Source organism: Salinimicrobium sp. TH3 (assembly GCF_026676115.1).
GTDB lineage: Bacteria > Bacteroidota > Bacteroidia > Flavobacteriales > Flavobacteriaceae > Salinimicrobium.
Genome location: NZ_JAPONB010000004.1, coordinates 296010 through 310633, shown reverse-complemented (window position 1 = coordinate 310633; position 14624 = coordinate 296010). Strand labels below are relative to the sequence as shown.

The following is a 14624-nucleotide window of genomic DNA, read 5'->3' as shown; positions in this document are numbered from 1 at the left end:
TTGCTTTCTATAATTCTTCCTGGGCTTCCAGGTACTGGTCTTGTTTATGCCAGTCAAACCTGTAGGAAAGTCCGCCGGCTACCTGCCAACGGGAGGGAGTATCTTTGAAATTGATAAGTCCTGAAATATCTGCCTGGAAATTTTTATGAAAAAGATAAGCGAGACCTCCGCGGGCAATTTCATCACTGTAAATGTCACTTATGATGGTTTGGAACTCTCCAAACATGGCGAATTTTTTGGAAAAGGAATGTGTAAGGGTGGCAATACCCGAATAGGTTGGAAATTCTTCTCCAATTTGGTCACCAATAACGTTTAGAACTAAAACCCAGGGTCCCCAGTTGTTTTGGGTGATCACCGCTGCACGAGGTGAGAATTTTCCCTGCCCCTCGTACAGGTAGGGATTGTCCCCAAAAGAGAAATTTGCTCCTCCATAAACAGCTACTGCAGGAATAAAAATACTCCAGTCAAAACGTTGATTTGCTTTCCAGCTGTAAAGGTTTGGTTTTTTTGCTTTTGCATTTTTGTTGGGATCGTAAATAAGGTATTTTACCCCAATGGTATTGGAATCAAAATTGCTTATTCCATAATTTTGAGTTTCTGCTCCTACCATGTAGCTGGTGGTTTGGTCCAGAAAAGATCCCATAAGGTTGATTTCCAGTTCTTCAAAGAACAATCCGAATCTTAGAGCATAATCTACTCCCCAAAGTTCAGTTTCAGTTTGCAGCAATTCGTGATCATCGTTTCCAAACTTCCCCCCGGCTTCCAGTTGTAAGACATTAGGTCCTACAGCAAAGGCCCCCTGGGAATTTCCGGGACGGTTGGAGTTGATAGTTTCTGTATATTGTGCTGTGGCTAAAAAACTTCCGCAGAGAAAAAAAATTAAAAAAGTCGCGTAGATTCTCATATTCGGGCTGATTGGTTACGATCAAATATAGAGATTTTATCATTTTTTTCGGCTGCAGCAATGGTTTTCTTTGAGCAGAATGGTAATTTTACCAAAATTTTTGGAATGCACGAAGCTTCATTTTCCCAGGTATTAAGAGTAGTTCTTATTGTCCTGCTTATATACTTTGGATTAAAAATTATAATGCGCTGGCTGGGTCCTCTCCTTTTACGATGGATGTTGAAGAAGATAGGAAGGAAATTTGAGCAGCGGTTTAACCAATCCGATCCCAGGACCCAACAGCCCCGGGAAGGAGAAGTGAATATTGAAGGCAAGCCCAAGAAAACTCCAAAATCAAACAATGACGTGGGAGAGTATATCGATTATGAAGAAATTGACTAATTTCCGCTCCAAAATCCTCTTCCTATGAATTTTTCCCTTAAGAAAGTTCTTCCTCATATTTTAGTTGTTCTGGGGTTTATCGCTATTTCCTTAGCATACTTTTACCCTGTACTTCAGGGAAAGGAGATATTTCAAAGTGATATTGCGCAGTATATTGGAATGGCGCGGCAACAAAATGAATTTAGGGTAGAAACAGGGGAGGAGCCTTACTGGACAGATGCTGCCTTTGGAGGAATGCCTACCTACCAGTTAGGAGCTAATTACCCGCACAATTATGTAAAGGAACTGGACAGGGCCTTACGATTTCTACCACGCCCGGCCGACTATCTTTTCCTGTATTTTATTGGAATTTATATCCTCTTCCTGGTCCTGAAGACAGATTACAGGTTAGCATTCCTGGGAGCCCTGGCGTTTGGTTTTTCAACATATCTCATCATTATTCTGGGAGTGGGGCATAATGCCAAAGCCCATGCAATAGCTTATATGCCATGGGTAATTGGGGGAATCCTTCTGTGCTTCAGGCGCAAATATATTCCCGGATTCTTATTGCTCGCTTTTGGAATGGCGCTGGAGATAAGTGCAAATCACTTTCAAATGACCTTTTACCTGCTCCTGCTGGTGATCGTCATTGGAATTGTCTACCTCATAAATGCCTTTAAGAAAAAGGAATTACCACAGTTTTTTAAAGCCCTTGGACTTATGGTTGTCGCCGTACTCCTGGCTATTGGCGCCAATGCAACTAATTTAATGGCTACCCAGGAATATGCCGACTTTAGTACCCGGGGCGACACAGGACTCACAATCACTCCTGATGGTGCTGCGGAAAAAACTGAAGGCCTTGATTATAATTATATAACCGAATACAGCTACGGAATCCTGGAAAGTTTCAATCTTTTCATCCCAAGATTTATGGGCGGTTCCAGTGCCGAGAATGTAGGGACAGATTCAGCCATTTATAATCAACTGTTGCAGTTGGGCGCTAATCCGGTGCAGGCCGCGCAATTTGCCGAAGCAGCACCTACTTACTGGGGAGATCAACCCTTTGTTGGAGCGCCGGCCTATATAGGAGCAACTGTTCTTTTCCTTTTTGTTTTTGCACTTTTCCTTGTTGGAGGAAAACTAAAGTGGTGGGTCGTTGGCGGTTCTCTGCTTGCCCTTCTGCTTTCATGGGGAAAGAACTTTGGGATTCTTACAGATTTCTTTATAAACTATGTGCCTCTTTACAACAAGTTTAGAGCAGTGTCTTCCGTTCAGGTACTACTGGAATTGTGTATTCCGGTACTTGCAATTGCGGGTCTGTCGCGATTGTTCTTTAGGGAAGAAAGTGATGACAGAAAAATTTATGCCCTTACGTGGGCGACAATAATTACCGGCGGTATTGCTTTACTATTCCTATTATTTAAAGGAATGTTATTTAGCTTTACAGGTGCCAGTGACGGAGTTTTGATTCAGCAGTTGGGACCAGAGTTTGTTCGGGCATTAAAGGAAGACCGAAGAGCTGTTTTTACAGCTGATACTATTAGGTCTTTAGTTCTCGTGCTGCTTACTGCAGCAGTACTGTGGTTCTATATAAAACAAAAATTCACCCGGAATATTGCCTTTTTGGCACTTGGTGCTCTCATTCTTTTTGACCTTGTTGGCGTTGGTAAAAGGTATGTTGACAGTGAAGATTTTGTGCGCTCGAGCGTGGTGAATCAGCCATTTCAGCCTACAGGAGCAGACCGGGAGATCATGAAAGATGATGCTCATTACCGAGTATTCGATCTAAGCGGAAGTCCTTTCAATACCGCCCGAACCTCATTTTTCCATAATTCGGTAGGAGGTTATCACGCTGCCAAACCGGGCAGGATGCAGGAGCTTTATGATTTTTACTTATCGCAGAACAACCTGCAGGTGCTCAATATGCTGAACACAAAATATTTCATTATTCCAACTGAAGATGGAACGGTGGCGCAGGTAAATCCCGAAACAAACGGAAATGCCTGGTTTATACAGGAGGTGAAACTGGTGGATAATGCGAACGAGGCAATAAAGGCACTGGATGGGATCAACACCAAAAAAGTCGCGGTAGTAGACAATAAATTTGCAGATCAACTTCCAAAAAATCAGTTTGCAGTAGATACTACTGCTCAAATTGATTTGATATCATATCAACCGAATGAACTGGTATATAAATCTTCTTCTGAAAATGGAGGAATGGCAGTTTTTTCTGAAATATATTACCCTCACGGATGGCAGGCTTATATTGATGGGAAGGAAGTCCCGCATTTTAGGGCGAATTATGTTTTACGGGCAATGATGGTACCGGCTGGTCAGCACGAGATCACCTTTAGGTTTGAACCACAGGTAGTGAAAACCGGAAGCTCCATTGCACTGGCAAGTTCTATACTGCTGGGTCTTTTACTGGTTGGCGGTATTGTTTGGGGCATAAGACGAAGATAATTTGTCATTTTAAGCAGGGCTATGAAAAAAGTACTTATAGTTACTTATTACTGGCCCCCGGCCGGTGGCCCGGGGGTACAGCGATGGCTTAAATTCGTGAAATATCTTCCGGAAAATGGGATTGACCCCATAGTTTATGCTCCAAAAAATCCTCATTACCCTCTTAAAGATGCTTCTCTTGAAGCTGAAATACCTTCAGGAATAAAGGTGCTTAAAAAGGGCATTTTTGAGCCCTATGCTTTTGCTGGTTTATTATCCAAAAAAGATACTGAAACTATCAGCTCCGGAATTATTCCGAAGGAACAAAAGCAGGGATTCCTGCAAAAGTTGATGCTGTTCATCCGCGGAAACTTTTTTATTCCCGATGCCCGAAAGTTCTGGATCAAACCTTCAGTAAAAAATCTTTCAGAATACCTGAAGGAGCATGAGATCGATACCATTATTACCACCGGACCTCCTCACAGTATGCACCTCATAGGTTTACAGCTGAAAAAAGAAATGGGAGTGAAGTGGATAGCCGATTTTCGGGATCCATGGACGCAAATTGGCTACCACAGCAAATTAAAGCTCCTTTCCAGATCCCAAAAAAAACATGAAGGGCTGGAAAAAGAGGTGCTGCAAACTGCAGATAAAATTATCACCACCAGTTTTACCACCCGGGAGGAATTCGCGTCAAAAACCAATCGGCCAATTGAAGTGATCACTAATGGTTACGATACAGAGCAGGTGGATAAAGTTCGAATGGATGAAAAATTTAGCATTGCTCATATTGGATCTTTGCTTTCGGGAAGAAACCCTGAAAACCTTTGGCAGGCACTTTCAGAATTAATTCGCGAAAATGAAGATTTTGCCAGGGTTTTTCAGCTTAAATTGGTTGGAGCAGTGGGAGAGCCGGTACTGGAGAGTATTAAGAAAGCCGGTTTAAAGGATTGGCTCGTTTTAAAGAATTATGTTTCTCATTTGGAAGCCTTGCAATTACAAAGGAGTGCGCAGCTGCTCCTGTTGATCGAGATCGACAGTGAAGAAACCAGGGGAATTATTCCGGGGAAATTATTTGAATACATGGTAAGTGAAAGACCAATACTTGCTGTAGGTCCGGAGAAGGCCGATATTCAAAAGATCATTCAGGAAACCAATACAGGATCGTATTTTCTGTACTCTCAAAAAGGGCAAATTAAAGCCTTTCTTCAGGAAAAGTATGAGCTGTTTAAAAAGGGGGAATTGAGATCTTTTCCAATTGGGCTTCAACAATACAGCAGGCGGGCCCTGGCAAAGAAGCTGGCAAATCAAATAAAGCAGCTTTAATGGGGATCATCATTAGCCAGTCGGCCAAAAACCTCACTACCACTTATGTGGGATTTGGAATAGGAGCTATCAACACGCTGTTCCTTTACACAAATTTCCTTACACCTGAATATTACGGATTAGTAGGTTTCCTGCTATCGGCCGCAAATCTTATCTGGCCACTTATGGCTTTTGGGGTGCACAACACCCTTGTGAAGTTTTACAGCTCTTATGATTCGGATGAAGAGAAGGATAAGCTGCTAAGCGTTATTCTTCTTTTACCGCTGGGGATCTCGCTCATTCTCGGTCTTATTGGTTATTTTTCTTATGATCTGTTGCTCAATTATTTTTCTGAAGGGGACGGGCTGGTAAAGCCTTACATCTGGCTCATTTTTGTCATAGCGTTGGCGACTTCATATTTCGAGATCTTTTTTGCCTGGGCCAAGGTATATTATAAAAGTGTGTTCGGGAATTTCATGAAAGAGGTGTTCCACCGGGTTTGTATTTCCCTGCTGTTGCTGGCAGTTTACTTCAGTTACATTTCCATTGAAAATTTCATTTATGCTGTTGGCGTTGTTTTCATTTTGCGCCTAATATTCATGATGTTTTATGCCTTCAGCTTATATTTCCCGAAGCTTAGTTTTTCTTTTCCGCATAACAGATCTTTTATTCTGAAATATTCGGCTTTGATCCTCATCGCGGGATCGGTGGCCATGGTGTTGCTTGATCTGGATAAGGTGATGATAGAAAGATTCCTTCCCATAGAAATGGTGGCGGTGTACGGGATTGCGGTTTATATTTCTTCTGTAATCGCTGTGCCTTCAAGAGCAATGCACCAAATCACTTATCCCATGACGGCTTCTTTGCTCAACAAAAGAGATAAAAAAGGACTTCTGGACCTTTATGAAAAGAGTTCCCTGAACCTTTTAATTATTAGCGGACTCATTTTTTTGTTGATCATCACCAACATTTCCCAGCTTTATGCTCTAATTCCCGCGGAATACCAGATTAGTTACTCGATTGTAATCTTAATTAGTTGCGTGAAACTCTATGATAATTTACTGGGAAATAATAACAGTATACTTTTTAATTCAGATTACTACCGGCTGGTACTGGCAATAGGCGTTTTTCTAGCCGTCCTTGCCTTTGTACTGAATATTGTTCTAATTCCTGTTTTTGAGCTCTTAGGAGCTGCGCTGGCCACCTTTCTTGCTTTTGCCTGCTACAATACTGTTAAGCTGGTGATGGTGCTGAAGAAATTCCGTATTCATCCTTTTACAAAGGAAACCGCATATAGCCTTTTTCTGATTTTATTATTTTCCCTGGGATTTTATTTCTGGAATTTCCAGTGGCATCCGGTGGTGAATATAGTTTTGAAGTCGGGAATCATAGCTCTTCTTTACGTCCTGGTCATTTATATGCTGAAGCTTTCTCCGGAAATAAATAAGATTATCAACCAAAGTTTCAGGTTCCTGAAGCGGTAAAGTTTACCCCAGAGCGGTCTTACAGAAATATTATTTTTTTTAAAAAAAGATCCCCGGCGCACTTGCAACCGGGGATCAATCAACTAACCAACCAAAACTAAATATTAATTTCCTCCTCTGGAACTTCTTGTTCCTCTTGTCGAGGAAGGGGATTCCTCTACGGTTGCAGAGTTCACGGTCGCAGATCGCTGTGTTCTGCTTTGTGCCTGCACCTGTCTTGCGGGAGTAGCGTTTACAGAAGAGCTTCTGCTTTTTTGCTGTGCGCTGCTTTGAGCAGGAACATTTGCCGCTCTACTTTGCCGAACAACCCGTTGCTGTACTGCAGGAGTTTCCACTCTTGAATTTCTACTTCCAAATTCTGCTCTTTGAGGAGTAGTTGTGCTGCGTCGTACCTCCCTTTCTTCCCTGGAATGAGAAGTCGAAGCTGCTGCCCGTGGAGCCGCGTTATGGGTTCTAATATCCCTTTGATCTTCTACTCTTCTTCCTCTTTGGTAAGAAGTAACTTTCTCTCCGGGTCTATAATAGCTCTTTTGAAAAGAGTTGTTGTTATAATAGTTATTGTGGTAATACTTCTTGTATGAATTGTACCTCATCCTGTTTGGTTCATAATACAGGCGGTATGGTTCATTGTAAACCACAGCAAAGTGGGAATTGGGTCTCATGTAGTAATCGTGCCATGGGCGATAAACGTAATGAACATTCCTGCTATTGATATAACCCGAAGTATGCGTGAACTGGCGATAAGGATTATAATTGACAAACATATTCCCAATCCTGTTCACCATTCCAAAGGCATTATATCTAATTTGAACACGTCCAGCCTTAATGATCCTTCCATAGTAGTCATAATAAACCGGGACATTCTCAATTTGTATCACGGCTCCAAAATCATCATATTGTACGAAGGGACCGTAGTTGTAACCGGAATTAAAGCTATAGTTAACATGAGGCGGGATACGGTTGAAGTTTTTTCGGGAATTAAAAAAGAAATCAAACTGGCCGTCAGGGAAAACGGCAAATTCAACCCCTCTTTCCACAAAAATAAAAGCATCTTCATAACCTCGACGCTCAAAGTTCTCCCCGGCTGAAGGAGCAGCTTTGGTAGAAAATCCAACCACCAGTAAAGTCAATAAGAGGTAAAAATTTTTCATAATAGGGGGATTTAGAGATTAAACTATTGTACCGTTTTGCCAGTACATTTAATTACATTCAAACTACGTGCCAAAAATTAGAAAACCCCGTGAGCATTAAGCTATACGGGGTTTCCAAACTAACCAACCAAAAATTATTAATTACAATAAATTATAAAAACATTACTCTTGCAATTACTAAATTTAATTCAAAGGCTATGCCAAGAATCGTTATTTAAAGTTTTCCATTGTTAAATAATGGGTGTCTAAAATGATATTTTCACAACTTCTCTTCCAGGAAGGGTGCGGTGTAGGATTTCTTGTTTTTTGCTACTTCTTCGGGAGTGCCGGCTGCTATAAGCTGGCCACCGGCTTCACCACCTTCTAGGCCTAAGTCGATGACATGATCTGCACATTTAACCAGGTCCATATTATGTTCTATTACGATGACCGAATGGCCTTTTGCCAGTAGCGCATTAAAGGATTTCAATAACTTCTGAATATCATGAAAGTGTAAACCGGTGGTGGGTTCATCAAAAATAAAAAGTGCTTTTTCTTTTGAATTTCCTTTCACGAGAAAGGAAGCCAGCTTTATCCTTTGGGCTTCCCCGCCAGAAAGAGTGGAGGAGCTTTGCCCCAATTGTACATAACCTAATCCTACGTCCTGCAGGGGTTTTAACTTTGAAGTGATCTTATCCTCCCCATTGTCGGCAAAGAAAGCTACAGCATCATCAATGGTCAGGTTAAGGATATCATCAATATTTTTATCTGCAAATTTCACCTCCAGGATCTCTTTTTTGAAGCGCTTTCCATTGCAGGTTTCACAAAGGAGATGTACATCGGCCATGAATTGCATTTCAATAGTCACTTCTCCTTCCCCTTTGCAGGTTTCGCATCTACCGCCATCCACATTGAAGGAAAAATGTTTTGGTTTATAACCTCTAATATCACTCAGCTTTTGATTAGAAAATAAATTCCTGATGTCGTCATAGGCCTTAATGTAGGTCACAGGATTTGACCGTGAGGAACGCCCAATAGGATTTTGATCAACAAATTCTACTGAAGTAATATTACTGAATTTCCCTTCTATCCTGGTGAACTGGCCGGCCTTTTCCCCGTAACCGCTAATTTCTTTAGTCATAGCAGGATAAAGGATTCGCTTGATCAGCGTACTTTTCCCGCTTCCTGAAACTCCCGTTACGGCGGTAAAAACACCCAGGGGGAATCTCACATCAATATTTTTTAAGTTGTTCTCCCTGGCCCCAATGACATCAATAAAATATTTGTAATCCCGTCTTTTGGACGGCACCTCAATTTGGAGGGTGTTGTTTAGATATTGAGAGGTTAGAGAATTAGATAACAGGATATCACTATAAGTTCCGGAGGCGACAACCTCTCCGCCGTTGGTCCCGGCTTCGGGTCCAATATCGATGATCTCATCGGCAGCTTTCATAATATCTTCATCGTGCTCTACGACAATCACGGTATTACCCAGATCCCGAAGAGATTTTAAAACTTCAATAAGTTTTAATGTATCCCGGGGATGCAAACCAATGGAAGGTTCATCGAGGATGTACATGGAACCCACCAGGCTGCTTCCTAATGAAGTGGCAAGGTTGATCCTTTGGGATTCCCCTCCCGACAGGGTATTGGACTTACGGTTGAGGGTAAGGTAAGTCAATCCCACTTTGGAAAGGAATCCAAGCCTGTTCCTTATTTCGGTTAAAAGTCTTTTGGCAATGGCAGCATCAGATTCACTAAGCTGCAGCTGGTCAAAAAATTCTGAAACTTTATCAATAGGCATTTCTACCAGCTGGGTAATGTTAGTTCCTCCTACCTTTACGTAATTGGCTTCTGGCCTTAGTCTTTTACCTTTACAAACAGAACATCTTGTTTTTCCGCGATAGCGGGAAAGCATTACTCGGTTCTGAATCTTGTAAGCTTTGGATTCCAGGAAAGCAAAGAATTGATTTAAACCTTCAAAATATTGATTTCCATTCCAAATTAGATCCTTTTGCTCCTGGGTCAATTCAAAATAAGGTTTATGAATAGGAAAATTGAATTTATGGCTATTGTTCACCAGTTGATCACGATACCAGCTCATACTTTCCCCGCGCCAGGGGAAAATAGCATTTTCATAAACAGATAAACCGGTATTAGGAATTACAAGATCTTCATCAATTCCAATGACATCGCCGTAACCTTCACATTTTGGGCATGCACCATAAGGATTATTAAAGCTGAATAAATGCACGTTAGGCTCCAGAAAGGTCATGCCGTCCAATTCAAATTTATTGCTGAACTGTCGCATCTTTTTATCTGAAAGATTTTCAATGAACAGTTCACCTTTCCCTTCAAAAAAAGCAGTTTGGATGGCATCTGCCAGGCGGTTCAGGAAATCCTCTTCATCTTTGGTGACGATCCTGTCCACTACCAGGAAAAGGTCTTTTTCTTCTATCTTAGAGAGGTCCGTTTCATCGATCCTAAGTACTTCATCTTTAAATTTAATCCGGCTGTAGCCTTGTTGAAGGAGGACCTTCAGTTTTTCCTCGGGGGTGCGGCTTTGCTCAACATGAACAGGTGCTAAAAGCAGCATTTTTGAACCTTCAGGAAAAGTCTTTACATAATTGATAACATCGGTCACCGTATCCTTCTTTACCTCGTCACCAGAAACAGGGGAGTAGGTTTTTCCAATACGGGCAAAAAGCAGTTTAAGGTAGTCGTAAATTTCAGTTGAAGTCCCTACGGTAGAACGGGGGTTTGTGGAATTTACCTTTTGTTCAATAGCAATGGCCGGGGCAATACCCTTAATTGAGTCTACTAATGGCTTATTTAGCCTGCCAAGAAATTGCCGGGCGTAGGAGGAAAGGCTTTCCACATAGCGACGCTGGCCTTCAGCATATAAGGTGTCAAAGGCCAGTGAAGATTTCCCCGATCCCGAAAGGCCGGTAAGGACCACCAGCTTATTCCGCGGGATTACGACATTTATGTTCTTTAAGTTATGGAGGCGGGCTCCTTTTATAATTATATTCTCTTTTGGATCTACTCCTGAGATATCTACTTGCATACCTAAATTTCTGTTGAATTTGCAAAGGTACTTAATCTTCAAATTTTTCAGCTTGCGGGTGGGGGAATATAACTTAGTGATAATTAAATTGTTAAAAACATTAACCTTTTATTTGTTTAAGTGAAAATTTTCCTGTTATATTTGCTGTTAATAATCTTAAATCAAAATTTGCCTATTGCATAAAGTTACTTTGAACTTGTAATAACTAACCGTCAGGCTACCCCAACAGCCTGGAAAAGTAACTCTTATGAATAACGCCGAGGCAAACGACGCTTTTCTTGTGAAAAGCTATATGGAAGGAGACGAGCAGTCACTTTCTATTCTAATCAACCGACATCAACAAAGAATTTATAGTTTTATCTTTTCCAAGGTCTTTGACAAAGACATTGCTGAAGATATTTTCCAGGATACCTTCATTAAGGTAATCAGAACCTTAAAAAGAGGGAAGTACAATGAAGAAGGTAAATTTCTACCCTGGGTGATGCGAATTTCTCATAACCTTGTAATTGACCATTTCAGGAAAAACAAGAGAATGCCCAAGTTCGAGAATAGCGGGGATTTCAATATTTTTTCTGTTTTATGTGACTCCGGTTTAAATGCCGAAAAGCAGATCATCAAGGACCAGATCGAGGCAGATGTACAGGAGTTGATCAAGGAACTACCCGAAGATCAACTTGAAGTTCTTGTAATGAGGATCTATAAAGACATGAGTTTTAAAGAAATTTCAGAAAGAACAGGAGTGAGTATTAATACCGCTTTGGGACGAATGAGATACGCTTTGATAAACCTGCGAAAAGTTATAGAAAAACACAATTTAGTTTTAACTAATTAGTACAATAAGATTAAAGTCTGGCCGTTATTAAGTTACAATCTTAAATAACCAATAATGGCAAAACTTTACTCTCGAAAAAAATTGAAAACAATGTCCCCAAAAAAGGAAACAATTAATTTCCTTTTGAACTACTCTAAGGCTTTAAAAATAAGCACTTATAAAAAGCTGGAATTTGAATCAATTTTGAATTAACCTAAAAAAGACCTGCTAACCGCGGGTCTTTTTTTTATGATATTCTTCCAGAACTTTTTTGCGCCCGATGGTTTTTGTAATAATATCTTTTTCAAGGTCCCAGCCCCTGGCCGGAGAGTATTCCCGCCCGTACCAGATTATTTGCAGGTGAAGTTCATTCCATAACTCCCTTGGAAAAAGCCTTTTTGCATCCTTCTCTGTTTGCACTACATTTTTGCCATTTGAAAGATTCCACCTGTACATGAGTCGGTGGATATGAGTGTCTACCGGGAAGGAAGGGATATTAAAAGCCTGGGACATTACAACGCTGGCGGTTTTATGCCCTACAGCAGGAAGCTCTTCCAGGGCATCGATATCTGCCGGAACTTCCCCGTCATACTTATCAATAAGGATTCGGGAAAGCCCGTAGATCCCTTTAGCTTTCATAGGGGACAATCCCACAGGTTTAATGATCTCTCTAATCTCATCTTCAGAAAGTTTGGCCATAGCAAAAGGATTATCTGCTTTGGCGAATAGGAGGGGCGTGATCTGGTTCACACGAACATCTGTGCTTTGTGCCGAAAGTAAAACAGCGATCAAGAGCGTGTAAGGATCTTTATGGTCTAAAGGGATTGGAACATTGGGGTAAATTTCGGCTAAGGTGTCTATGACGAATTGAACTTTTTCCTTCTTGGTCATTAATATGTAACTTTGAAACAAAAGTACTAATTATGACAACACTTCAACCCGGCGATAAGGCGCCAAAATTCTCTGCTAAAGATCAGGATGGAAATGAACACAAACTGGAAGATTATAAAGGCAAAAAACTTGTAGTGTTCTTTTATCCTAAAGCCAGTACTCCAGGTTGTACTGCCGAAGCCTGTAACCTAAGGGATAATTATGAAACTTTTCAGAATAAAGGCTATGAAATTTTGGGTGTGAGCGCCGATTCTCCCAAACGACAGCAAAATTTTAAAGAAAAAAATAACCTTCCTTTTCCTTTATTGGCTGATGAAGCCAAGGAAGTTATAAATGCCTTTAAAGTTTGGGGACCCAAAAAGTTTATGGGAAAAGAATATGATGGCATTCACCGTACCACCTTCGTAATTGATGAGAACGGAGTAATCTCTGATGTAATTTCGAAAGTAAAAACCAAAGAACATGCAGGACAGATCCTGTGAAGGTTTAAGGTTCCAGGTTTAAGGTTTGAATTTTAAGGGGATATTTTTCAATGAATCAACGGCAAAGGATCTTTAATAAAGATCTGGAAAAACAAATGGAATCTAATCACTATCCTGGTTCTTGCCTCTTGCCTCTTGGCTCTTGCAGCGGAGCGGTCTTTTATTTTTTCCAGATCTTCTGAAGGGTAGCAGTTGAATCACAATTTTCGAAGAGCATTTCCAGTTCTCCTGAAACAGAGTTTCCTGTAACCATATAGGTTTTGCAGGAATCCAGATCTGTATTGCTTCGGCCGAAGTCGATATCTCCCTTTTTAAGAACCCCGGTAATGGAGGCTGTATCTATTTGCAGCCTCTCCATTTCAGCTTTTGCTTCTTCAGAATAAGCCCTTTCTTTTAACCTGATATTTTTGAGTACCCGGGCATCCGGTCCATAGGCGCAGGAAGTTTTTTTTCCACTTAAAAAAAATGCCAGTATGACTAAACCAATGGCAAAACCTCCAAGGTAATAACCGAGTCTGTGAATAAATTTCATTGAGAATTAAAAAATAAGGAGGTTGATATCCCTGTAAGAGAGATCAAACCAGTCTGCAATAGATTTGTTGGTTAAAATTCCGTGGTAAAAGTACAAACCATTTCGGAGACCTCTGTCAAATCTTAAAGTATTTTCAAGTCCGCCCTGTTCGGCAATATGCAAAAGATAAGGTGTGAAAATGTTACTGATGGAAAGGGAAGCTGTGCGGGCATAGCGGGAAGGAATATTAGGAACGCAATAATGTACCACCCCGCTTTTTACAAAGGTGGGTTTATCGTGAGTGGTGACCTCACTGGTTTCAAAGCAACCTCCCATATCAATGCTTACATCAATCACCACGGCACCTTTTTTCATGTGCTCTATCATGGTTTCGGTCACTAAGATTGGTGAACGGTTTATTCCCCGCACTGCACCAATGACCACATCACTTCTTTTTAAAGCTTTGATAAGATTTTTTGGCTGGATGGTGGAGGTGTGCAACGGCCTGCCCAAATTAGCCTGGACAGCCCTTAACCTTGTGAGGGAGTTGTCGAATATCTTAATATTTGCACCAAGTCCCAAAGCTGAACGGGCAGCGAATTCCCCAACTGTCCCAGCACCCAAAATTGTAACTTCAATGGGGGGTACTCCGCTTATATTACCAAACATGAGACCATTCCCAGCAGGATTGTTGCTCATAATTTCGGAAGCAATAAGAATAGAGGCTGTCCCGGCAATTTCACTAAGTGCCCTTACCGCGGGATAAGTGCCATCGTCATCTTTAATAAATTCAAAAGCAAGGGCGGTGATCCTTTTGTAAGCAAGTTTTTGAAAATAACTTTTCTTCTGGGTTTTTAACTGCAGTGCAGATATAATGGTGGTCTGCGGGTTTACAAGATCCAGCTCCTCCAGTGTAGGCGGCTCTACTTTAAGGATCATGGGACAGGTAAAGACCTTTTTAGTGTCTTTGGTGATTTCGGCTCCTGCCTCTGAATAATCCTTATCACTGAATTTCGCTCCTTCTCCTGCACCCGATTCTATTAGCACCCGGTGACCGTGAGCTGTCATTGCAGCAACAGCATCGGGACTAAGGCAAACCCTCTTTTCCTGGTAGGCGTTTTCTTTGGGGATGCCAATAAACAACTGGCCTTTGTGTTTGTAGACTTCAAGGGTTTCTTCCTGCGGAATCAATTGTTCCCGGGTAAAAGGAGATACATGTTCTGTCATAATTAACTGA

Annotated in this window: 12 protein-coding genes; 6 read left to right on the top strand and 6 right to left on the bottom strand. The window is 41.2% G+C overall.

Annotated features, from left to right (window positions below; all coding sequences use genetic code 11):
* Positions 1-7: 7 nt before the first annotated feature.
* The gene (locus OU683_RS08855; protein WP_268137329.1) at positions 8-904 is read right to left on the bottom strand and encodes a transporter; all 897 of its coding nucleotides are present in this window, start codon (positions 902-904) and stop codon (positions 8-10) included.
* A 105-nt stretch (positions 905-1009) separates the two neighbouring features.
* Between OU683_RS08855 and OU683_RS08850 the strand changes: the two genes are divergently transcribed.
* The 4 genes from OU683_RS08850 to OU683_RS08835 are packed head-to-tail and all read left to right on the top strand — an operon-like array spanning position 1010 to position 6495.
* Complete coding sequence (locus OU683_RS08850) at positions 1010-1285, top strand: DUF4834 family protein (protein WP_268137327.1); 276 nt, start codon at positions 1010-1012, stop codon at positions 1283-1285.
* Between the two features lie 24 nt (positions 1286-1309).
* Positions 1310-3727, top strand: coding sequence for a YfhO family protein (locus tag OU683_RS08845; RefSeq protein ID WP_268137325.1), 2418 nt, complete (start codon positions 1310-1312; stop codon positions 3725-3727).
* A gap of 21 nt (positions 3728-3748) precedes the next feature.
* Entirely contained in the window at positions 3749-5032 is a 1284-nt protein-coding gene (locus OU683_RS08840; RefSeq protein ID WP_268137323.1) for a glycosyltransferase family 4 protein, read from the top strand.
* Positions 5032-6495: a lipopolysaccharide biosynthesis protein gene (locus OU683_RS08835; protein WP_268137321.1), complete on the top strand. Its 1464-nt coding sequence runs from the start codon at positions 5032-5034 to the stop codon at positions 6493-6495. The genes OU683_RS08840 and OU683_RS08835 overlap by 1 nt, the downstream gene beginning before the upstream one ends.
* 104 nt (positions 6496-6599) lie before the next feature.
* Here the strand turns inward: OU683_RS08835 and OU683_RS08830 are convergent, their stop codons facing one another.
* Positions 6600-7646: a hypothetical protein gene (locus OU683_RS08830; protein WP_268137319.1), complete on the bottom strand. Its 1047-nt coding sequence runs from the start codon at positions 7644-7646 to the stop codon at positions 6600-6602.
* A 259-nt stretch (positions 7647-7905) separates the two neighbouring features.
* Positions 7906-10692: an excinuclease ABC subunit UvrA gene (uvrA, locus tag OU683_RS08825; RefSeq protein WP_268137317.1), complete on the bottom strand. Its 2787-nt coding sequence runs from the start codon at positions 10690-10692 to the stop codon at positions 7906-7908.
* A gap of 247 nt (positions 10693-10939) precedes the next feature.
* Here uvrA and OU683_RS08820 point away from each other — a divergent pair, with 247 nt between their 5' ends.
* Complete coding sequence (locus OU683_RS08820) at positions 10940-11524, top strand: RNA polymerase sigma factor (protein ID WP_268137315.1); 585 nt, start codon at positions 10940-10942, stop codon at positions 11522-11524.
* A gap of 207 nt (positions 11525-11731) precedes the next feature.
* Here OU683_RS08820 and OU683_RS08815 read toward each other — a convergent pair whose 3' ends face one another.
* Positions 11732-12394 (bottom strand): endonuclease III domain-containing protein, encoded by a 663-nt coding sequence (locus OU683_RS08815; protein WP_268137313.1) that lies wholly within the window; start codon positions 12392-12394, stop codon positions 11732-11734.
* Between the two features lie 32 nt (positions 12395-12426).
* Between OU683_RS08815 and bcp the strand changes: the two genes are divergently transcribed.
* Entirely contained in the window at positions 12427-12876 is a 450-nt protein-coding gene (gene bcp, locus OU683_RS08810; RefSeq protein ID WP_268137311.1) for a thioredoxin-dependent thiol peroxidase, read from the top strand.
* A gap of 160 nt (positions 12877-13036) precedes the next feature.
* On the opposite strand, the gene OU683_RS08805 is transcribed toward bcp, so the two are convergent.
* On the bottom strand, positions 13037-13408 hold the full coding sequence (locus OU683_RS08805; RefSeq protein WP_268137309.1) for a hypothetical protein: 372 nt from the start codon (positions 13406-13408) through the stop codon (positions 13037-13039).
* Positions 13409-13414: 6 nt separating this feature from the next.
* Complete coding sequence (locus tag OU683_RS08800) at positions 13415-14614, bottom strand: alanine dehydrogenase (RefSeq protein WP_268137307.1); 1200 nt, start codon at positions 14612-14614, stop codon at positions 13415-13417.
* Between the last annotated feature and the right edge of the window lie 10 nt (positions 14615-14624).